Origin of the sequence: Pseudomonas sp. MYb193 (genome assembly GCF_002966775.1) — a bacterium.
In the GTDB taxonomy this organism is placed as follows: domain Bacteria; phylum Pseudomonadota; class Gammaproteobacteria; order Pseudomonadales; family Pseudomonadaceae; genus Aquipseudomonas; species Aquipseudomonas paracarnis.
This window is the reverse complement of record NZ_CP023269.1, coordinates 3,599,883-3,620,443: the sequence shown is the minus strand read 5'-3', so window position 1 is coordinate 3,620,443 and position 20,561 is coordinate 3,599,883. Positions and strand designations below refer to the sequence as shown.

The 20,561-nt window shown below is 61.2% G+C and carries 24 protein-coding genes; 10 read left to right on the top strand and 14 right to left on the bottom strand.

The window, feature by feature from the left end; translation table 11 throughout:
- Positions 1-436: 436 nt before the first annotated feature.
- The 6 genes from ftsK to cysG are packed head-to-tail and all read left to right on the top strand — an operon-like array spanning position 437 to position 7,938.
- Positions 437-2,845: a DNA translocase FtsK gene (gene ftsK, locus CLM72_RS16360; RefSeq protein WP_032896677.1), complete on the top strand. Its 2,409-nt coding sequence runs from the start codon at positions 437-439 to the stop codon at positions 2,843-2,845.
- 54 nt (positions 2,846-2,899) lie between these two features.
- Complete coding sequence (lolA, locus tag CLM72_RS16355) at positions 2,900-3,523, top strand: outer membrane lipoprotein chaperone LolA (protein ID WP_003174700.1); 624 nt, start codon at positions 2,900-2,902, stop codon at positions 3,521-3,523.
- A 27-nt stretch (positions 3,524-3,550) separates the two neighbouring features.
- Positions 3,551-4,876: a replication-associated recombination protein A gene (locus CLM72_RS16350; protein ID WP_105227158.1), complete on the top strand. Its 1,326-nt coding sequence runs from the start codon at positions 3,551-3,553 to the stop codon at positions 4,874-4,876.
- A complete protein-coding gene (gene crcB, locus CLM72_RS16345; RefSeq protein ID WP_003192080.1) occupies positions 4,873-5,247 on the top strand; it encodes a fluoride efflux transporter CrcB in 375 nt (124 codons plus the stop codon). Before CLM72_RS16350 ends, crcB begins: the two co-directional genes overlap by 4 nt.
- Positions 5,248-5,262: 15 nt before the next feature.
- Complete coding sequence (gene serS / locus CLM72_RS16340) at positions 5,263-6,543, top strand: serine--tRNA ligase (RefSeq protein WP_032896683.1); 1,281 nt, start codon at positions 5,263-5,265, stop codon at positions 6,541-6,543.
- Complete coding sequence (gene cysG, locus CLM72_RS16335) at positions 6,544-7,938, top strand: siroheme synthase CysG (protein WP_054898296.1); 1,395 nt, start codon at positions 6,544-6,546, stop codon at positions 7,936-7,938. It abuts the gene before it with no gap.
- Between the two features lie 110 nt (positions 7,939-8,048).
- On the opposite strand, the gene CLM72_RS16330 is transcribed toward cysG, so the two are convergent.
- The 6 genes from CLM72_RS16330 to tusD form a co-directional block, all read right to left on the bottom strand.
- Complete coding sequence (locus CLM72_RS16330) at positions 8,049-9,044, bottom strand: glutathione S-transferase family protein (protein WP_105227157.1); 996 nt, start codon at positions 9,042-9,044, stop codon at positions 8,049-8,051.
- Positions 9,045-9,132: 88 nt separating this feature from the next.
- Positions 9,133-10,134 (bottom strand): glycosyl transferase family protein, encoded by a 1,002-nt coding sequence (locus CLM72_RS16325; protein ID WP_105227156.1) that lies wholly within the window; start codon positions 10,132-10,134, stop codon positions 9,133-9,135.
- Positions 10,131-10,466: a TusE/DsrC/DsvC family sulfur relay protein gene (locus tag CLM72_RS16320; protein ID WP_014718893.1), complete on the bottom strand. Its 336-nt coding sequence runs from the start codon at positions 10,464-10,466 to the stop codon at positions 10,131-10,133. Before CLM72_RS16320 ends, CLM72_RS16325 begins: the two co-directional genes overlap by 4 nt.
- Positions 10,463-10,741 (bottom strand): sulfurtransferase complex subunit TusB, encoded by a 279-nt coding sequence (tusB, locus tag CLM72_RS16315; protein ID WP_105227155.1) that lies wholly within the window; start codon positions 10,739-10,741, stop codon positions 10,463-10,465. The genes CLM72_RS16320 and tusB overlap by 4 nt, the downstream gene beginning before the upstream one ends.
- Entirely contained in the window at positions 10,741-11,091 is a 351-nt protein-coding gene (gene tusC, locus CLM72_RS16310; RefSeq protein ID WP_105227154.1) for a sulfurtransferase complex subunit TusC, read from the bottom strand. Before tusC ends, tusB begins: the two co-directional genes overlap by 1 nt.
- A 1-nt stretch (position 11,092) precedes the next feature.
- Positions 11,093-11,485, bottom strand: coding sequence for a sulfurtransferase complex subunit TusD (gene tusD, locus CLM72_RS16305; RefSeq protein ID WP_105227153.1), 393 nt, complete (start codon positions 11,483-11,485; stop codon positions 11,093-11,095).
- 157 nt (positions 11,486-11,642) lie between these two features.
- On the opposite strand from tusD, the gene CLM72_RS16300 reads away from it, so the two are divergent.
- Entirely contained in the window at positions 11,643-12,818 is a 1,176-nt protein-coding gene (locus CLM72_RS16300) for a CaiB/BaiF CoA-transferase family protein (protein ID WP_105227152.1), read from the top strand.
- Between the two features lie 93 nt (positions 12,819-12,911).
- On the opposite strand, the gene CLM72_RS16295 is transcribed toward CLM72_RS16300, so the two are convergent.
- Together CLM72_RS16295 and CLM72_RS16290 are read right to left on the bottom strand one after the other, a co-directional pair.
- Entirely contained in the window at positions 12,912-13,406 is a 495-nt protein-coding gene (locus tag CLM72_RS16295) for a SprT family zinc-dependent metalloprotease (protein ID WP_003192067.1), read from the bottom strand.
- Positions 13,407-13,534: 128 nt separating this feature from the next.
- The gene (locus tag CLM72_RS16290; RefSeq protein WP_014718889.1) at positions 13,535-14,137 is read right to left on the bottom strand and encodes a Yip1 family protein; all 603 of its coding nucleotides are present in this window, start codon (positions 14,135-14,137) and stop codon (positions 13,535-13,537) included.
- Positions 14,138-14,418: 281 nt separating this feature from the next.
- Between CLM72_RS16290 and ttcA the strand changes: the two genes are divergently transcribed.
- Entirely contained in the window at positions 14,419-15,243 is an 825-nt protein-coding gene (gene ttcA, locus CLM72_RS16285) for a tRNA 2-thiocytidine(32) synthetase TtcA (protein ID WP_014718888.1), read from the top strand.
- A 67-nt stretch (positions 15,244-15,310) separates the two neighbouring features.
- Positions 15,311-15,982: a DNA-3-methyladenine glycosylase I gene (locus tag CLM72_RS16280; RefSeq protein ID WP_034127867.1), complete on the top strand. Its 672-nt coding sequence runs from the start codon at positions 15,311-15,313 to the stop codon at positions 15,980-15,982.
- A 94-nt stretch (positions 15,983-16,076) separates the two neighbouring features.
- Here the strand turns inward: CLM72_RS16280 and CLM72_RS16275 are convergent, their stop codons facing one another.
- From CLM72_RS16275 to arsC, 3 genes are read right to left on the bottom strand one after another with little or no spacing between them, the layout of a single operon-like run.
- Positions 16,077-16,496, bottom strand: a complete 420-nt coding sequence (locus tag CLM72_RS16275; protein ID WP_105227151.1) for a DUF2069 domain-containing protein — start codon at positions 16,494-16,496, stop codon at positions 16,077-16,079.
- Complete coding sequence (gene wrbA / locus CLM72_RS16270) at positions 16,480-17,094, bottom strand: NAD(P)H:quinone oxidoreductase (protein ID WP_014718885.1); 615 nt, start codon at positions 17,092-17,094, stop codon at positions 16,480-16,482. The genes CLM72_RS16275 and wrbA overlap by 17 nt, the downstream gene beginning before the upstream one ends.
- Positions 17,091-17,444, bottom strand: a complete 354-nt coding sequence (gene arsC, locus CLM72_RS16265; RefSeq protein WP_105227150.1) for an arsenate reductase (glutaredoxin) — start codon at positions 17,442-17,444, stop codon at positions 17,091-17,093. The genes wrbA and arsC overlap by 4 nt, the downstream gene beginning before the upstream one ends.
- A 115-nt stretch (positions 17,445-17,559) precedes the next feature.
- Here arsC and CLM72_RS16260 point away from each other — a divergent pair, with 115 nt between their 5' ends.
- Positions 17,560-18,021, top strand: coding sequence for a TlpA disulfide reductase family protein (locus CLM72_RS16260; protein WP_003192057.1), 462 nt, complete (start codon positions 17,560-17,562; stop codon positions 18,019-18,021).
- Between the two features lie 576 nt (positions 18,022-18,597).
- Here the strand turns inward: CLM72_RS16260 and CLM72_RS16245 are convergent.
- The 3 genes from CLM72_RS16245 to CLM72_RS16235 all read right to left on the bottom strand — a co-directional run bounded on the left by CLM72_RS16245 (position 18,598) and on the right by CLM72_RS16235 (position 20,500).
- Entirely contained in the window at positions 18,598-19,002 is a 405-nt protein-coding gene (locus tag CLM72_RS16245) for an META domain-containing protein (RefSeq protein ID WP_105227148.1), read from the bottom strand.
- Positions 18,999-19,439, bottom strand: a complete 441-nt coding sequence (locus CLM72_RS16240) for a hypothetical protein (protein ID WP_003192054.1) — start codon at positions 19,437-19,439, stop codon at positions 18,999-19,001. The genes CLM72_RS16245 and CLM72_RS16240 overlap by 4 nt, the downstream gene beginning before the upstream one ends.
- A gap of 71 nt (positions 19,440-19,510) precedes the next feature.
- A complete protein-coding gene (locus CLM72_RS16235; protein ID WP_105227147.1) occupies positions 19,511-20,500 on the bottom strand; it encodes a 2-hydroxyacid dehydrogenase in 990 nt (329 codons plus the stop codon).
- Positions 20,501-20,561: the final 61 nt, after the last annotated feature.

Genomic DNA, 20,561 nt, shown 5'->3' with positions numbered 1-20,561 from the left:
TGCACCTGCACCGCAAGCGTTGATTATTGACGACCCTGCGCCATGGGGCCAGCCCGAATAGGCGATTGACGAGGATTAGCATGAACGGGTGTTTCTGCAACTCTGTACACAGGGTGTGGTCGTAATCGGGTCTGGTGCATGCCGGCCATTTGCCAAGCTTGCCTGGATTGCTAAATACAGCTCATAAGCCTTTGTCAGCAAAGGCAATGCATGCTCAAATTGTCCGTGCAGTCAGGTGAAGGGCAAGTGTGTGGCATCGCGCACGCAAACCCGTACAATGCGGCCATTGTGGCGTTATCGCCATTTCACCTAACCGTCACCGGGTGTTAAAAGTAGATTCAGCAACATTCGTTCATTTTTCAACTGTTCCGGATAGAACAGTCGTGTGTAGTCATTCAACAGATGGACGCGCTAAAGGCGCAGGAATAGACCCGTTTTGAAGAAATCCGCCGCAGCACCTAAAGCAGCAGTCGTACCGGCCTGGCGCCAGCACCTGCATTACCGACTCAAGGAAGGCGCACTGATTGCCATCGGTGCGCTGTGCCTGTTCCTGATGATGGCCTTGCTGACCTATGGCAAGGACGATCCGGGCTGGAGCCATAACAGCAAGATCGATGACGTGCAGAATTTCGGCGGCCCTGTAGGTTCCTACAGCGCCGATATCCTCTTCATGATCCTGGGTTACTTTGCCTACATTTTCCCGCTGTTGCTGGCGATCAAGACCTGGCAGATCTTCCGCCAGCGTCACGAGCCGTGGCAGTGGAGCGGCTGGCTGTTCTCCTGGCGCCTGATCGGCCTGGTGTTCCTGGTGCTGTCCGGAGCTGCGCTGGCGCATATCCACTTCCATGCCCCGACTGGTCTGCCGGCGGGCGCGGGCGGGGCCCTGGGTGAAAGCCTTGGCGACCTGGCGCGCAGGACCCTGAATATCCAGGGCAGCACCCTGATGTTCATCGCGCTGTTCCTGTTCGGCCTCACGGTATTCACCGACCTGTCATGGTTCAAGGTGATGGACGTGACCGGCAAGATCACCCTCGACCTGTTCGAATTGTTCCAGGGCGCCGCCAACCGCTGGTGGGCCGCCCGTGTCGAGCGCAAGCAAATGGTTGCGCAGCTGCGTGAGGTGGACACCCGTGTCAACGAGGTGGTGGCCCCAAGCACGCCGGATCGGCGCGAGCAAGCCAAGGTCAAGGAGCGCTTGATCGAGCGCGAGCAGGCCCTGAGCAAGCACATGTCGGACCGTGAAAAGCAGGTGCCGCCCGTGATCGCCCCGGCACCGCCCAAGGCACCGGAGCCCAGCCATCGCGTGCAAAAAGAGAAGCAGGCACCGCTGTTCATCGACAGCGCCGTCGAAGGCACCTTGCCGCCGATCTCGATTCTGGACCCGGCCGAAAAGAAACAACTCAACTATTCCCCCGAATCCCTGGCGGCCGTCGGCCACCTGCTGGAAATCAAGCTCAAGGAATTCGGCGTCGAAGTGTCGGTGGACTCGATCCATCCGGGCCCGGTGATTACCCGTTACGAAATCCAACCGGCCGCCGGGGTAAAAGTCAGCCGCATTTCCAACCTGGCCAAAGACTTGGCACGTTCCCTGGCCGTGACCAGCGTGCGTGTGGTGGAAGTGATCCCGGGCAAGACCACCGTGGGTATCGAGATTCCCAACGAAGACCGCCAGATCGTGCGCTTCTCCGAAGTGCTGTCGACGCCGGAATACGACAACTTCAAATCGCCGGTCACCCTGGCGCTCGGCCATGACATCGGCGGCAAGCCGGTGATTACCGACCTGGCGAAAATGCCGCACCTGCTGGTAGCCGGTACCACCGGTTCCGGTAAGTCGGTGGGTGTGAACGCCATGATCCTGTCGATCCTGTTCAAGTCCGGGCCGGATGACGCCAAGCTGATCATGATCGACCCGAAGATGCTGGAACTGTCGATCTACGAAGGCATCCCGCACCTGCTGTGCCCGGTGGTCACCGACATGAAGGACGCCGCCAACGCCCTGCGCTGGAGCGTTGCCGAGATGGAGCGCCGCTACAAGCTGATGGCGAAGATGGGCGTGCGGAACCTGTCGGGCTTCAATGCCAAGGTCAAGGAAGCCCAGGACGCCGGCACACCGCTGACCGACCCGCTGTACAAGCGCGAAAGCATTCACGATGAAGCACCACTGCTGACCAAGTTGCCGACCATCGTGGTGGTGGTCGATGAATTTGCCGACATGATGATGATCGTCGGCAAGAAGGTTGAGGAGCTGATCGCCCGTATCGCCCAGAAGGCGCGGGCGGCGGGTATCCACTTGATCCTCGCGACACAGCGGCCGTCGGTGGACGTGATCACCGGCCTGATCAAGGCCAACATTCCGACGCGCATGGCGTTCCAGGTTTCCAGCAAGATCGACTCGCGCACCATCATTGACCAGGGTGGCGCCGAGCAACTGCTGGGCCACGGTGACATGCTCTACATGCCGCCTGGCACCAGCCTGCCGATCCGCGTTCACGGCGCCTTTGTTTCCGATGACGAAGTCCACCGTGTGGTCGAAGCCTGGAAACTGCGCGGCGCGCCCGAGTACAACGACGACATCCTCAACGGCGTCGAAGAAGCCGGCAGCGGCTTTGAAAATGGCGGCGGTGGCGGTGATGACGATGCCGAGACCGACGCTTTGTATGACGAAGCCGTGGCCTTCGTACTGGAAAGCCGCCGTGCCTCGATTTCGGCGGTGCAGCGCAAGCTTAAAATCGGCTACAACCGCGCCGCCCGCATGATCGAAGCCATGGAAATGGCCGGCGTGGTGACCGCAATGAACACCAATGGCTCGCGTGAAGTCATCGCCCCCGGGCAGATGCGCGACTGATTCCGCGCCGCGTGGCAACACGCGGCGTGCCCTGACTACTCAATGAGGACTCCCATGCGCTTTATCCGCATGCTGTTGTTGCCGGCCCTGGCCCTGACCGCTGTTTCGGCTCACGCTGACCCGGCTTCCGTCGCCAGCCTGAAGAACCTGTTGGACAAATCCCAGACCCTCACCGCGCGCTTCTCCCAGCTGACCCTGGATGCCGGCGGCACCCAGTTGCAGGAAACCGCCGGTGAAATGGCCGTGCAGCGCCCAGGGCTGTTCTACTGGCATACCGAAGGCAAGGCGGAGCAGACCATCGTTTCCGACGGCCAGAAAGTCACGCTGTGGGACCCGGACCTGGAACAGGCCACCATCAAGAAGCTCGATCCGCGCCTGAACCAGACCCCGGCACTGCTGCTGTCGGGTGATGTGTCGAAAATCAACGACAGCTTCGACATCACCTCCAAGCAGACCAGCAACGTCATCGAGTTCACCCTCAAGCCAAAATCCAAGGATACGCTGTTTGACACGCTGTCCCTGTCGTTCGGCAACGGCGTGATCAACAACATGCGCCTGGTCGACAGCGTCGGCCAGCGCACCGATATCCTGTTCTCCGGGGTCAAGGCCAACCAGCCGGTGCCCGCGTCCAAGTTCAAGTTCGACATCCCCAAGGGTGCCGACGTGATCCAGGAATAAACTGCCCAGAGGTTTCAAACGCTGCCCATGGATCTGTTTCGAAGTGACCCGATTGCCCAGCCGTTGGCCGCGCGCTTGCGTTCGACCAACCTGGATGAGTACGTCGGTCAGGAACACCTGCTCGCTCGGGGCAAGCCCTTGCGCGAAGCTCTGGAGCAGGGTGCGCTGCATTCGATGATTTTCTGGGGGCCGCCGGGCGTGGGCAAGACCACCCTGGCGCGGTTGCTGGCGAAAGTCTCGGATGCGCACTTTGAAACGGTCTCGGCGGTGCTCGCCGGGGTCAAGGAGATCCGCCAGGCGGTGGAAGTCGCCAAGCAGCAGGCCGGGCAATACGGCAAGCGCACTATCCTGTTTGTCGACGAAGTACATCGATTCAACAAGTCGCAGCAGGATGCGTTCCTGCCTTATGTCGAGGACGGTACGCTGATTTTTATCGGCGCCACCACCGAAAACCCTTCCTTTGAATTGAACAACGCCTTGTTGTCACGGGCGCGGGTCTATGTGCTCAAGAGCCTGGATGAAGCGGCGATGCAAAAGCTGCTGCACCGTGCCTTGAGCGAAGACAAGGGGCTGGGCAAGCGCCAGCTGAGCCTCAGTGATGAAGGCTTCAAGATTTTGCTGACCGCCGCCGATGGTGACGGGCGCCGCTTTCTCAACCTGCTGGAGAATGCTTCCGACCTGGCCGAAGACGGCGGCGAGATTGGCGTCGACCTGTTGCAAAGCTTGCTCGGTGACACACGCCGGCGTTTCGACAAGGGCGGCGAAGCCTTCTACGACCAGATTTCCGCGCTGCACAAATCCGTACGCGGTTCCAACCCTGATGGCGCGCTGTATTGGTTTGCGCGCATGATCGACGGCGGGTGCGACCCGCTGTACCTGGCGCGTCGTGTGGTGCGCATGGCCAGCGAAGACATCGGCAATGCCGACCCGCGGGCCCTGAGCCTGTGCCTGGCCGCCTGGGAGGTGCAGGAGCGCCTCGGCAGCCCGGAAGGCGAGCTGGCGGTGGCCCAGGCCATCACTTACCTGGCCTGCGCGCCCAAAAGCAACGCGGTATACATGGGCTTCAAGTCGGCCCTGCGTGCGGCCGCCGAGCATGGTTCCCTCGAAGTGCCGCTGCACCTGCGCAACGCGCCGACCAAGCTGATGAAGCAGCTGGGGTATGGCGACGAATACCGTTATGCCCACGATGAGCCGGACGCCTACGCGGCCGGCGAAGACTACTTCCCGGATGAGTTGGAGCCGCAGCCGTTCTACCAGCCAGTGCCCCGTGGCCTGGAGCTGAAGATCGGTGAGAAGCTCAACCACCTGGCCACCCTTGACCGTCTGAGCCCCAGGCAGCGGAGAAAAACATGATTCCTTTAGTGGTCGCCGTCTCGGCGGGAGGTATCGCCGGTACACTGCTGCGCTTCGCCACCGGCAATTGGATCAACGCCAATTGGCCGAAACACTTCTATACGGCGACGCTCGCCGTTAATATCGTGGGCTGCCTGTTGATCGGCGTGTTATACGGCCTGTTTTTGTTACGCCCGGAAGTGCCTGTCGAGGTACGTGCCGGCCTGATGGTTGGCTTTCTTGGCGGCCTGACGACTTTTTCATCCTTTTCACTGGATACCGTGCGCCTGCTGGAAAGCGGGCAAGTGCCGCTGGCGATTGGCTATGCGGCCATCAGCGTATTCGGCGGGCTGCTCGCCACCTGGGCTGGCCTGTCCTTGACCAAACTTTGATAACGAGAGACCGACATGCTCGATTCCAAACTGTTACGTAGCAACCTTCAGGACGTAGCGGACCGCCTGGCATCCCGTGGCTTTGCCTTGGATGTTGCGCGCATCGAAGCGCTGGAAGAACAGCGCAAGACCGTCCAGACCCGCACCGAAGCACTGCAGGCTGAACGTAATGCGCGCTCCAAGTCCATCGGCCAGGCCAAGCAGCGCGGTGAAGACATCGCGCCGTTGATGGCGGATGTCGAGCGCATGGGCACTGAGCTGTCCGACGGCAAAATCGAGCTGGAAGGCATTCAGACCCAATTGGATTCGATCCTGCTGGGCATTCCGAACCTGCCCCACGAATCTGTGCCGGTCGGCGAAGATGAAGACGGCAACGTCGAAGTGCGCCGCTGGGGCACGCCGAAAGCCTTCGATTTCGAGATCAAGGACCACGTCGCCCTGGGCGAATTGACCGGTGGCCTGGATTTTGAAACCGCGGCAAAAATGTCCGGCGCACGCTTTGCCTTGCTGCGCGGCCCGATTGCGCGCATGCACCGTGCACTGGCGCAGTTCATGATCAACCTGCACACCGGCGAACACGGTTATGAAGAGGCCTACACCCCGTACCTGGTTCAGGCGCCGGCGTTGATGGGCACCAGCCAACTGCCGAAATTCGAAGAAGACCTGTTCAAGATCAGCCGCGACGGCGAAGCCGACCTGTACCTGATCCCGACCGCCGAAGTGTCGCTGACCAATATCGTCGCCGGCGAAATCCTCGACGCCAAGCAACTGCCGTTGAAGCTGGTTGCTCACAGCCCGTGCTTCCGTAGCGAAGCCGGCGCGTCGGGTCGCGACACCCGTGGCATGATCCGCCAGCATCAGTTCGACAAGGTTGAAATGGTCCAGGTAGTAGAGCCGTCGACCTCCATGGAAGCCCTGGAAGGCCTGACTGCCAACGCCGAGCGTGTGCTGCAGTTGCTGGAACTGCCTTACCGCGTACTGGCCCTGTGCACGGGCGACATGGGCTTCAGCGCCGTGAAAACCTACGACCTGGAAGTGTGGGTGCCGAGCCAGGACAAATACCGCGAGATTTCGTCGTGCTCCAACTGTGGTGACTTCCAGGCCCGTCGCATGCAGGCGCGTTTCCGCAACCCGGAAACCGGCAAGCCGGAGCTGGTGCACACCCTCAACGGTTCGGGCCTGGCCGTAGGCCGTACCCTGGTGGCCGTGCTGGAAAACTACCAGCAGGCGGACGGTTCGATCCGTGTACCTGAGGTGCTCAAGCCTTACATGGCGGGCGTTGAGGTCATCCGCTAAATGGAATTTCTGCCGCTGTTTCATAACCTGCGCGGCAGTCGTGTGTTGGTCGTCGGTGGTGGGGAGATTGCCTTGCGCAAATCCCGGCTGCTGGCCGACGCCGGCGCGGTGTTGCGGGTGGTTGCTCCCCAGATCGAAAGCCAGCTGCGTGAGCTGGTGCTGGGCAGTGGCGGGGAACTGATGTTGCGCGGTTATCAGGAGGCCGACCTGGACGGTTGCACCCTGATTATCGCGGCCACCGACGATGAGCCACTGAATGCGCAAGTATCCAGTGATGCCAAGCGCCGCTGCGTGCCGGTCAATGTGGTGGACGCGCCAGCGTTGTGCAGCGTGATCTTCCCGGCGATTGTCGACCGTTCACCCTTGGTGATTGCCGTCTCCAGCGGCGGTGATGCGCCGGTACTGGCACGGCTGATCCGCGCCAAGCTGGAAACCTGGATTCCCTCGACCTACGGTCAATTGGCTGGGCTGGCCGCGCGTTTTCGGGCTCAGGTCAAAGGTTTGTACCCGGATGTGCAGCAACGCCGGGCGTTCTGGGAAGAAGTGTTCCAGGGCCCGATTGCCGACCGCCAGTTGGCCGGGCAGGGCGAGGAGGCCGAGCGCCTGTTGATCGAAAAGGTCAACGGCGCGCCGCCTTACGCGCCCGGTGAGGTGTACCTGGTGGGTGCGGGCCCAGGCGACCCGGATTTGCTGACCTTCCGTGCATTGCGCCTGATGCAGCAAGCCGACGTGGTGCTGTACGACCGTTTGGTTGCGCCGGCGATTTTGGAACTGTGCCGTCGTGATGCCGAGCGCGTGTACGTCGGCAAGCGTCGCGCCGATCACGCGGTGCCCCAGGATCAGATCAACCAGCAACTGGTAGACCTGGCCAAGCAAGGCAAGCGCGTGCTGCGCCTCAAGGGGGGGGACCCGTTCATCTTTGGTCGTGGTGGTGAAGAGATCGAAGAGTTGGCGGCCCACGGCATCCCGTTCCAGGTGGTGCCGGGTATTACGGCAGCCAGTGGTTGTGCGGCTTATGCCGGGATTCCGCTGACTCACCGCGACTATGCCCAGTCGGTACGGTTTATTACCGGGCACTTGAAGAACGGTACCTCGGACTTGCCTTGGCAAGACCTGGTCGGCCCCTCACAGACCCTGGTGTTCTACATGGGCTTGATTGGCTTGCCGATCATTTGCGAGCAGTTGATCAAGCACGGGCGCGCGTCGGATACCCCAGCGGCGCTGATCCAGCAGGGCACCACGTCCAACCAGCGCGTGTTCACCGGCACCCTGGCCGACCTGCCGCGCATGGTGGCGGAGCATGAAGTGCATGCGCCGACATTGGTGATCGTGGGTGAGGTGGTGGTGTTGCGTGAGAAGCTCAAGTGGTTCGAGGGCGCTCAGTCCCAAGTCTGAACCGGCTCCTGTGGCGAGGGAGCTTGCTCCCGTTGGAGTGCGAAGCGCTCCCAAGATTTTGGGGCCGCTACGCAGCCCAGCGGGAGCAAGCTCCCTCGCCACAAGAGTTATCAGCCAAAGACACCTTTACCCGGCAGCCGCACCCGATCATGCTCCGTATCAAACCCCTGCAACGGCCCCTTAGGCACAATCCCCGTCGGGTTGATCGTGCGATGGCTGGCATAGTAATGCCCCTTGATATGCTCGAAATCCACCGTCTCGGCCACGCCTGGCCACTGATACATCTCCCGCAGCCAGTTTGACAAGTTCGCATAATCGGCAATTCGCCGCAGGTTGCATTTGAAGTGGCTGTAGTACACCGCATCAAAACGAATCAGCGTGGTGAACAGCCGCACATCGGCTTCGGTCAGGTACTCGCCGGCCAGATAGCGATGGCTGCTCAGGTGCTGTTCCAAATGATCCAGCTCGGCAAACACATCATCAAACGCACTTTCATACGCCTGTTGTGAGGTCGCGAAACCTGCGCGGTACACACCGTTGTTCACAGCGGGGTAGATGCGTTCGTTGAGGCTGTCGATGGTCGAATGCAGGGCTTGGGGGTAGAAATCCAGGGTATTGCCGGTCAGCGCATTGAACGCACTGTTGAACATGCGGATGATCTCCGCCGACTCATTGCTGACGATGCGCTTGAGCTTTTTGTCCCACAGCACCGGTACGGTCACGCGCCCGGTATAGTCGGCGGTATCGGCGGTGTAGCGTTGGTGCATGAAGTTGAAACCGTCCAGTTTGTCGCCGCTGGAGCCGTGGGCCTTGTCGAAGGTCCAGCCGTTTTCCAGCATCAGCCAACTGACCACCGAGACGTCGATCAGGCTTTCCAGGCCCTTGAGCTTGCGCAGGATCAAGGTGCGGTGCGCCCACGGGCAGGCGAGGGATACATAGAGGTGATAGCGACCGGCCTCGGCCTTGAAGCCGCCTTCACCACTCGGGCCTGGCGCGCCATCGGCGGTCACCCAGTTGCGGCGTTGTGCCTGTTCCCGTTGGAAAGCGCCATCGGCGCTACTTTCGTACCACTGGTCTTTCCACTGTCCTTCGATCAATAAACCCATGACTGGCTCCTTGGCTGATAAGCGTTGGAGCCCAGTCTAAAGGGATGAGTTCGAACTAAAAGCGCAAAGAACCGGCGTGAATGATCGATTAAATCGATTTATCCCGTACGTCCCAGTACTGCTGGGCCAACTCGAACGCCTGTTGTCGCGGGTGACCAAGGCCGCGCAGGGCCAACGCCATGGTGGCGATCAACGCCAGTTGCGGGTAGCTGTCCTCAACGTCGCCGCGCCACAGCGCTTTGAGGTGCTCGGGCTCAAGCGTTGCTGGCTTGACGTGGCGCTGGACGGAAAGGGCGGGCCACTCTTCGTCCCAGCTCTGGGCGCCAGTGGTGCCATACAGATGACTGACGGTATCGGGGTTGATTTCGATCTCGCCGCCGTCGCCCTTGACCACAATCACGTTGTCACCCAGCAAGCCACTGGCATCACGATGCACGCCCTGGTAACCGGGGTGGAAAATGCTTTGCAGGCCACAGCGCGCATTCAGCGGGTTGAGCAGGCGCGCCAGCGAATGGATAGGCGAACGCAGGCCCAAGGTGTTGCGCAGATCGATCATGCGTTGCAGCTGTGGCGCCCAATCACCCAATGGGATAAATGCCAGGTTGCCGTGGGCAAAGGCGCTCTCGACCTGTTGCCAAGCGCGGCACAGCGGGATCTGCAAGCCGTCCAGCAATTGCTCGGTGTACAAGCGCCCCGCAGTGTGGGCGCCGCCGCCGTGCATCAGGATGCGCACGCCGTTCTGTGCCAGGCATTTGGCTGCCAGCAGGAACCACGGCAGGTGGCGCTTTTTACCGGCATAGGTCGGCCAGTCGATATCGACGTTCAGCGCTGGCGCGTGCAGGCGCTCACGTACGGCTTCGGTGAAGCCCGCGAGTTCTTCCGGGCTTTCTTCCTTGTGGCGCAGCAGCATCAGGAAGGCGCCGAGCTGGGTGTCCTCGACCTTTTCGTCGAGCAGCATGCCCATGGCTTCCCGCGCTTCCTCGCGGGTGAGGTTGCGCGCGCCACGCTTGCCTTTGCCGAGGATGCGCACGAACTGCGCAAAGGGGTGCTCTTGGGGTGTTACGAGAGTCAGGGGGGCAAAGTCGGTCATAAGCAATTCGTCGGCCTGGGCAGGCCCGCCAGCTTGGCGGCGAGTTTGGCGGGAGTGCCGTTGAACAGTTTGTTGAGGTGCAGGCTGTTGCCCTTTTCCGGGCCCAGCTTCAAGGCGGTGTACTTGATCAGCGGGCGCGTGGCGGGGGACAGCTGGAACTCCGTGTAGAACTGGCGCAGCAGGGTGAGGATTTCCCAGTGTGCCGGGGTCAGTTCCAAGGCTTCGGCAGCGGCCAGGGCATTCGCCACTTCATCGGACCAGTCGTTGAGGTCGACGAGGTAGCCGTCCTTATCCAGTTCCAGGGTGCGTGCGCCGACGGTCAAGGTGTTCATAGCCAGGTGTTGACCTTGTCGTAGTCGATCGACAGTTGCACGAAGCCTGGGTAATCGACGCTGTCAGCCCAGTCGGGCAGCGGCAGGTTGCGTGCCTGCATGTCTTCGGCCAGCACAAACACCTTTACGCCTTTGGTTTGCAGGGTGGGCGTGTGCAGGCCGTAGGCTCCGTCACCACACAAAAGGATTGCGTCCTCGGCGCCACAGATGCGCAGGCAGCTGTCGAGGCGGCTGTCAGTAAACGGGGAATGAGACACCACATGTAGAGTCGACATCAGAGGGTAATCACCTGGTCGTAACGGTCAATCAGCTGGGAAATGGCTTGGCTGTCGAGCGCCTGCGCGTGGGCGGGCGGCGGCAGCCCGCGTGCGGACAGGCTATGGCTGCACGCGAACACGTCATCAATGCCGAATAGGCCCAGGGCCTGCAGGTTGGCACTCAGGTCTTTCTGTTGCACGGCCTTGGCGGCTTGGTTCGGCGCCAGTTGGAACACACCGTCATCCAGGAACAGCAGGCCAATGGGCAGATCGAACGCGCCGCCGGCCAGCACGATATCCAGTGCTTCCCGCGCACTCGGCCCGGACCACGGGGCCTGGCGGCTGATCACCAACAAGGATCTGGACATGTCACGGTCCTCCAAAACAGATCAGGCGGTCGGCGTCCTGGATCGCGTCATGCAATTGACCCAGGCCCGACAACGCCCAGGGTGCTTCCAGGTTGATCGCGCTGCGTTGGTAACGCGCAGCTTCCTCGGCATTAAGCACACCCCGGCGCAGCGCGGCGGCGATGCACACCACGCCGTCGAGCTGGTGCTGGCTGACAAACTCGCGCCATTGGCGCGCAATGTCTTGCTCATCCTGGGGCGCGACGATGTTATTGGACGCGCTGTACACGCCGTCCTGGTAGAAAAACAGCCGCACGATCTCATGCCCGCCGGCCAGCGTCGCCTGTGCGAACAACAGGGCGCGGCGCGAGGAGGGCGCGTGGGCGGCGCTATACAGTGCAATCGCGAACTTCATGGAAGACTCTGCCAACAAACGTCGGCCAATGATAAAGCCGCCGCCGCGAAAAAGCCCGCCGTGATCAAAACGGTCACTGTGGTTGATCGTTCTGACGATTGCCGGCAGGCGCCCGGCTGCCTAGTCTGTGGGTATTCGCAACCCAACTGGAGCCCCCATGTCAGGTCCCTTGGCGTCCCTTAAAGTGTTGGATTTTTCCACCTTGCTGCCCGGCCCGTTTGCCTCTTTGATGCTGGCGGACATGGGCGCCGAGGTGCTGCGTATCGAATCGCCCACGCGGATGGACCTGTTGCGTGTGTTGCCGCCCCATGATCGTGGCACGTCGGCCAGCCACGCCTACCTCAACCGCAACAAGCGCAGCCTGGCCCTGGACCTCAAACAGGCCGAGGCGCTGGAGATTGTGCGTGAGTTGGTCAAGGGCCATGACATCCTGCTCGAGCAGTTCCGCCCCGGTGTCATGGAGCGCTTGGGCCTGGGCTATGAGGCGCTGAAGGCGATCAACCCGCGGCTGATCTATGTGTCGATCACCGGCTACGGCCAGACCGGCCCCTATAAGGACCGCGCCGGGCACGATATCAACTACCTGGCGTTGGCCGGCGTCGCCAGCCATACCGGGCGCCAGGACACCGGCCCGTTGCCCCTGGGCGTACAACTGGCGGATGTGGCGGGCGGTTCGCTGCACGCCGTGGTGGGCTTGCTGGCGGCGGTAATTGCCAGGCAGCAAAGCGGGGTGGGGCAATACCTGGATGTGAGCATGACCGATTGCTCGTTCAGCCTGAACGCCATGGCTGGGGCCGGTTACCTGGCTTGCGGGGTCGAGCCTGGGTGGGAGAACCATGTGCTCAATGGCGGGAGTTTCTATGACTACTACCGCACACGCGATGGGCGCTGGATGTCGGTGGGCAGTTTGGAGCCGGGGTTTATGCAGCAGCTGTGCGCGGCCTTGGGGCGCCCGGAACTGGCGGCACACAGCGTGACGCCCGAACGCCAGGCCGTGCTCAAACAGGCGTTGCAGGTGGAGTTCGAGAAGCGCAGTTTTGACCAGTTGTGTGAGTTGTTTGCCGGGGTGGATGCCTGTGTTGAGCCGGTATTGAGTTTGAGCGAAGCGGTGGAGCATCCCCAGTTGAAGGCGCGGGAGCTGGTCAGCCAGGTGCCCCGGGGTGATGGCTCGACACAAGCGCAATTGGCCTGCCCGCTGAAATTCTCCGAGGGGTTGCCGGCGCCCAGGCATATTGGAGTGGCGGTGGGGGCGCACAGTGATGAGGTGCTGGCGGAGTTGGGGTTCGGTATTGAGCGGATAGAGCAATTGCGGCAGGCCAAGGTTGTAGGTTGACTGAGCCGACGCTTTCGCAGGCAAGCCAGCTCCCACATTTTGATTGCGTTCACAGATCCAGATGTGGGAGCTGGCTGGCCTGCGAAGAGGCCCTCATTCCACCCGAGTTTCCCCAGTGAACACCAGCGTCTGCCGACACCGCCGACACAAATATCGCCGCCCCTGGTTCACCAACCCATGGCGCTGCGGTGAAAACGGAAAATCACTGTCCGCACACGGGCAGCGGTAGATATAACGAGTCACCTGTCGGCGCTTGACCTCGTAGGTATGGCAACGGTCGGGCGGCAGTTCGTAAACCCCGCGCATGATCAACTGCCATTCCTCGCCATGGGGCTGGATACGCTCGCCAAACAACTGGTGGGCAATCAGGTGCGCCACTTCGTGGGCCACGGTTTGCTTGAGAAAGTGTTGGCTGTTTTCACGGTACAACTGAGGGTTGAAGCGCAGCAGGTTCTCGTGCAAATGCGCGACACCGGCTTTCTGGCCCCGCAGCTTGAGGCTGACCTGGGGGCGTTTGAAGCTTCGTTTGAAAAAGGATTCGGCTTGCAGGAAACAATCTTCGACGCGGGTATTGAGTTGCTCGGGCATGCTGTACATATCTCCAGAGACGCCCAGTATGCCGCAAAGCTGGGTGTTTCCGAATCTGTCAGGCGCCGAATGGTCATGCATAACGCACAAAGCCACCTTGCGGTGGCCTTGCCTGCGGGGTTTTTCGTTCAACTGGTGTAGATCGGCCCGACGCCCAGGCCCCAGACGATCACGGTAAAGGCCATGATCGCTACTAGCACCACTAGGCCGACGGCCAATACCGAGCTGGAAAAAAGGAAACCTTCATCCGGGTCGATACTCATGAAGGTCGGCAGCCCCACATACAGCAGGTACACCGTGTAGCAGATCGCCGCCGTGCCCACGACCATGCCCAGCCACATATGCGGGTAGAGCGCCGCCAGCCCGCCGATAAACAAGGGTGTGGCGGTATAAGTGGCAAACGCCACGCAGCGGGCCATGCTTGGGCTGGCGTCGTAGGTGCGGGCCATCCAGTGAATGAACGCGCCCATCACCGCCACGCCGCACAGCATGGCCGCGTAGGACATGAGAGTCATCCACAGCGCGCTTTCCTGGGTCAGCATCACCGGGGCACGGTTGCCGATGACCCAGCCGACTTGAGTGGTGCCAATAAAGGCGGAAATGGCGGGGATCGCCGCGAGAATCAGGGTATGAGTGAGGTACATGTGGCTGATGCTTTCTTCTTTATCGCCACGAATTTCCCGCCATTCCTGGTCGGGATGGGTAAACAGCCCCACGACGTGATGGATCATGCCAGTCACTCCTGTCGTTATTACCATCGCCCCCCATCGGAGCGCCCACGGGCCATATGGCCTGAAAGGTCTGGATAGATGTGCGACCTCAAGTTGCAGTATAGAAAGGGATGACCGGAATAACCGTAGGGCCTTTAGAGCAAATTGCGCTGTAAACAGGGGTGCTAATCGCGGTGTGGTCTGTCTGGATTCATGCCATCGAGCTCCCACATTGGAACTCGGCCAGTCTTGCCGGTAAAATGCTGCGCTTTTCGTCACACACCTTTGCGGATCCAAGCGCCATGGGCACTCTTACAGTCAACCAGAACAAACTGCAAAAACGCCTGCGTCGCCTGGCCGGTGAAGCGGTCGCCGATTTCAACATGATCGAGGACGGCGACAAGGTCATGGTCTGCCTCTCCGGCGGCAAAGACAGCTACACCATGCTCGACGTGTTGCTGCACCTGCAAAAGGTCGCGCCGATCAAGTTCGAGATCGTGGCGGTCAACATGGACCAGAAGCAACCCGGTTTCCCTGAGCATGTGCTGCCGGCCTATCTGAAAGAACTGGGCGTCGAGTACCACATCGTCGAGAAAGACACCTACTCGGTGGTCAAGGAATTGATCCCGGAAGGCAAGACCACCTGCTCGCTGTGCTCGCGCCTGCGCCGTGGCACGCTCTATACCTTTGCCGATGAGATCGGCGCGACCAAGATGGCCCTGGGTCATCACCGCGATGACATTGTCGAAACCTTCTTCCTCAATATGTTCTTCAACGGCTCGCTCAAGGCCATGCCGCCCAAGCTGCGCGCCGATGATGGGCGCAACGTAGTGATCCGCCCGCTGGCGTATTGCAACGAGAAGGACATCCAGGCTTACTCCGATTTCAAGCAATTCCCGATCATCCCGTGCAACCTGTGCGGCTCCCAGGAAAACCTGCAGCGCCAGGTGGTCAAGGAGATGCTGGTGGACTGGGAGCGCAAGACCCCTGGGCGTACCGAAAGTATCTTCCGCAGCCTGCAAAACGTGATCCCGTCGCAATTGGCCGACCGCAACCTGTTCGACTTCACCAGCTTGAAAATCGATGAGACCGCCGCATCGCGTTTCGTCAATGTAGTGAACCTCTGAGTCTTCCCGAGGCTCTAGTACACGGCGCTTGCGGGCGCCGTTTTCAATTCGACTGACAGGAGAGGGCATGCGCGATTACAAGTGGCTGCACGAATATTGTCTGAACCGCTTCGGTTCGGCGGCCAAGCTGGAAGCCCATCTGCCGGTGCCCAAGACCCCGGCGCAATTGCGCAAGATAACGGATGACCGTTACCTGTCGACCTTGGCGCTGCGAGTATTCCGCGCCGGTTTGAAGCACAGCGTGGTCGATGCCAAATGGCCGGCGTTCGAGCAGGTGTTCTTTGGCTTCGACCCGGAAAAAGTCGTGCTGATGGGGGCCGAACACCTGGAACGACTGATGCAGGACACCCGCATCATCCGCCACCTGGGCAAGCTCAAGAGTGTGCCGCGCAACGCGCAGATGATCCTGGATATCGAGCAGGAGAAAGGCAGCTTCGGCGCGTTTATCGCTGATTGGCCGGTGACGGATATCGTCGGGCTCTGGAAGTACCTCAGCAAGCACGGCCACCAGTTGGGCGGCCTGTCGGCGCCGCGCTTCCTGCGCATGGTCGGCAAGGACACCTTTGTACCGAGCGATGACGTGGTGGCAGCGTTGAATGCGCAGAAGATCGTCGACAAGGCCCCGACCAGCCTGCGCGATTTGGCGACGGTGCAGGGCGCCTTCAACCAGTGGCACGCCGAGAGTGGGCGGCCGATGTGTCAGTTGTCGATGATGTTGGCCTACACGGTGAATCATTGAGACCGCGGTGATGCCATCGCAGGTGAGCCAGCTCCCACCTTTAGACCGCGCCGCTTATCAAATGTGGGAGCTGGCTTGCCTGCGATAGCGGGCTTCAGGTCTGGTTTAAATCAGCAGCCAGTCGCCGGTTCAACTGATGCCGCCAACGCACATACAGCAACGCCGTGCAAAACACCGCCAGACTCGCCAGCATCTCCAGCACACCAAACCACTGGCGGTTCGGGTCATACGCCGCCAGCGCGCCCTTGATGAAATACAGGTTCACCGCAAAGCACATCCACGAATGCCCGCGTGCGCTGCCCATCAGCATGCCTGGCGCAAGTATCAGCAGCGGCACCAGTTCGATCAGCAGGATGACCCACGGGCGCGCCCCATGCAGGTCGGCGACCAACAGGTAGTACGCGCACAACAAGCCCACCAGGCCCAAAAACGCCAGCAGGCTCAGCGCGCGTGCCACCTTGACCCGCGGCTCCAGCCACTCCCGTGGCGGCAGGACCTTAGGCTTCCTGGCCACGGCCGTTCTCCAACAGCGTGGCGGTCTTGGCCAGGCGCAGGCCCAAGGCCCGGCACAAGGTGATTTCATGTTGATCGAGCATACGCTTGCCGTCTGGCCCGGAATGGTGGCTGGCGCCATACGGCGTACCGCCGCCCTGGGTGTCGAGCAGCGCCTGCTCGCTGTAGGGCAGGCCGGTGATCAGCATGCCGTGGTGCAGCAGCGGCAGCAGCATCGACATCAGCGTGGTTTCCTGGCCGCCATGCAGGCTGGCGGTGGAGGTGAACACGCCGGCCGGCTTGCCGACCAGAGCGCCAGTGAGCCACAGGTTGCTGGTGCCATCGAGGAAGTACTTGAGCGGCGCGGCCATGTTGCCGAACCGGGTGGGGCTTCCCAGGGCCAGGCCCGAGCAGTGCTTCAGGTCGTCCAGGCTGGCATACAGCGCGCCTTCGTCGGGAATGCTCGGCGCCACCGCTTCGCACTCGGTGGAAATCGCCGGCACGGTGCGCAACCGCGCTTCCATGCCGCCTTGCTCGATACCGCGGGCAATCTGTCGGGCCATCTCGCTCACCGAGCCGTTGCGGCTGTAGTACAACACCAGCACATAGGGCGTAGTCACGGCAGGATCTCCAGCACGTTCTCGGGCGGGCGGCCAATGATGGCTTTGTCGGCGGTTTCCAGGATCGGGCGTTCCATCAGCTTGGGATGGGCTGCGATGGCGGCGATCAGTTGGGTGTCGCTGAGGCTGGCGTCGGCCAGGTTCAGGGTTTTGTATTCGTCTTCGCCGGTGCGCAGCAGTTGGCGTGCGCTGATCCCCAGTTTTCTCAGCAGGGCCTCGATTTGCGCGGCATCCAGCGGGGTTTCCAGGTAGCGCACGACGGTCGGGTTGAGGCCGCGGGCTTCCAGCAGTTCCAGCGCACCGCGGGATTTCGAGCAGCGCGGGTTGTGATAAAGCGTCAGATCGGTCATGTGCGGGTCGCATCTTGCGTAAGGTGGCGGGTATTCTACCTGCGCTGGCGCCTGTCCTTAAACCGTAAGAGGCGATAGGCCGCAGCCAACGTTCATTTTTGCGAAGGAATACCCCATGACAAGGCGACTGATCGGTGCATTGGCGATCATTACAACCCTGCTGCTCAGCGGCTGCGGTAACGATTACGGCGTTGACCAATATGGCCAGAAAGTGGCGGCCGAACGCCTGGACAAACAGTGGCTGGTGGTCAACTACTGGGCCGAATGGTGTGGCCCGTGCCGCACGGAAATCCCCGAGCTCAATGCCCTGGCAGAACAGTTGAAAGGCCAGAATGTCGGGGTGTTCGGCGTCAACTTCGACAATGTGCAGGGTGAGGAACTGAAGGCCGCCAGCGACAAGCTGGGGATCAAGTTCACGGTACTGGCCCAGAACCCGGACGGGATCTTCGAGATTCCGCGCAGCGAGGCATTGCCGGTGACCTACATCATCGACGACAAGGGCAAGGTGCGTGAGCAGTTGATGGGTGAGCAGACAGCGGAAGGGGTGTTGGCCAAGCTCAAGGCCCTGAAAGGCTAAAACTGTGGGAGCTGGCTTGTCTGCGATGGCAATGGGTATCTACACAATTTTGGAGTGACGCTGGACCTGTGGCGAGGGAGCTTGCTCCCGTGACGGCTTGACAGCCGACGCTGATCTAACTGAGGCACGGTGATCCAAATGTGGGAGCTGGCTTGCCTGCGAAGGCGGCCTGCCAGCCGACCGGGATATTGGATTTGACCGAGTACATATCCATTATTTAGGTAACGGCCACCGATGGTTCCGCTCTGACAGCGGCTCACTTTTGAAAAAAGCGCAAAAGTAAGCAAAACGCTCTTGCCCCACCACTCGGCACCTCGCTTAGGCTCGGTGTGCCCGTAATCCGCCAGTGATTTGGGGGGGCGCCTGAGATCAAGATCAAAAGCAGATCAAGATCAAGAGCGACTCGCTTCGCATCGTGGTTACCGTCTGCTGTTACAACCCACAAAGTTGTGTAGATACCTATGCTGCGATGGCATCGCTGCGGTGTACCTGATACACCGCGTCGTCCGCATCGCAGGCAAGCCAGCTCCCACAGAGCCAGAGGACACCGCGTTAATACAGGAGAGTGCGCCTAGGTCAGCCCTCTTCAAGCCACAAACGGATCGGCTTGCCTTCGGCCGGCCAGAACCGCGTCTGCTCGATCGGCGAGATGTCCCAGCGCTGCACGCCTTGTAGGGCCTGGAAGAAGCGATGCTCCTGCTCCATCAGGGCCTCGGCGCACATTTTTCGGGTGCTGCCGACCGGGCCGAAGCTGAGCTTGTCGCCTTCGACCGTGTACGGTGCAAACCAGTGGTTGCAGCCGCCATTGCCATAGGCGCGGCCATCGGTGCCTAGGGTGACGGTAAGGTGCGCGTAGTCCATCAGCGGCCGCTCACCGATCCATTCCACGACGTAGCTGTGGTCGCGCTCGAGCTTGGCGCCATCGGCGGCGCAGCCTGCCAGGCCCAGGCCGATTGCGGCGAGCAGCAGCCGGCCTTTCATTGCGCGGCCTGCTGGCATTTCGGGCAGCGGTGCTTATCGCCTTCGCTGGCCCAGCCCAGTTCTTTGATACGTGCGTTGGCAGCCGGTTGCAGCGGCGCTTTGGTCAGCTTGGTTTCCACCGCGAATTCAAACTCCAGCACGGCGTCGCAGCTGTCGCAATTGACCTTCCAGGTATGAATCTCCAGTTCGCCGAACTTCGGCCCTTGGGCCATGGCGACCCACTGGCCCGCCGGGCGGATGGAGTAGCGTGCGTCACCTTCGACGGTGAGTCGCATCGACAGGGTTTTACTGCCGCGCAGGCTGACGATCAGGACGTCGCCATGTTTGATCGAACCACCGTTGCCGGTGACCTGGTAACGGCCCGGCACCAGGGCACGGCATTCGATCAGGGTGTGTTGCGGGCTCAGCAAGCTGAAGCGGAAATCGTGTTCGGCCATGGATCCTCCAAATAGGCGCGGCATCCTATCACGGGTGCCGGCCTATCATGAGCCTGGTATGTGACCGCTGATCATCCCTCGACCAGGTTCTGTGCGCGGCCATCGGCCCACGCGGCAATGTTGGCCAATGTGGTGCCGGCAATCGCCGCCAGGGCTTCACGGGTGAGGAAGGCCTGGTGCGCGGTGATGATCACGTTGGGGAAGGTCAGCAGGCGGGCAAGCACGTCATCCTGCAGGGGCAGGTCCGAGCGGTCCTCGAAAAACAATTGGGCTTCTTCTTCGTAGACGTCCAACCCCAGATAGCCCAACTGGCCCAGCTTGAGCGCTTCGATCAGTGCCGGCGTATCGACCAGGCCACCACGTCCGGTGTTGATCAGCATCGCACCGGTTTGCATCTGCGCGAGCGAGCGGGCATTGATCAGGTGTTTGCTGTCGGCGGTCAGCGGGCAGTGCAGGCTGATGATTTGCGCCTCGGTCAACAGTTCAGGCAGGCTCACGTAGCGGGCCCCGAGGTCCTGCACCTGTGGGTTGGGGAAGGGATCGTAGGCCAGCAACTGGCAGCCGAAGCCGGCCATGATCTTGGCGAAGGTCGCTCCTATCTGACCGGTGCCGACCACGCCGACCGTTTTGCCGACCAGATCAAAGCCGGTCAGCCCGTGCAGGCTGAAATCACCGTCGCGGGTACGGTTGTAGGCCCGGTGCAGGCGACGGTTGAGGGCCAGGATCAGGGCGACGGCATGCTCGGCCACCGCGTGGGGCGAATAGGCGGGCACGCGCACGATAGTCAGGCCCAGGCGCTGGGCGGCGGGTAAGTCGACATGGTTGTAGCCCGCCGAGCGCAGGGCAATCAGGCGTGTGCCGCCCTTGGCCAGTTGCTCCAGCACGGGGGCGCTGAGGTCGTCGTTGATAAAGGCGCAGACCACCTCGTGGTGTTCGGCCAGGGCCACGGTATCGAGGTTGAGGCGGGCGGGTTGGAATTGCAGTTCCAGGCCAGCCGGCAGCGGTTCGCCGAGGAAACTCTCGCGGTCGTAGGTTTGGCTGCTGAAGAGAATGACGCGCATTAAGAAGGCTCCCTGCAATTTACACATTGGAATGCTGACTGAATGTGGGAGGGGGCTTGCC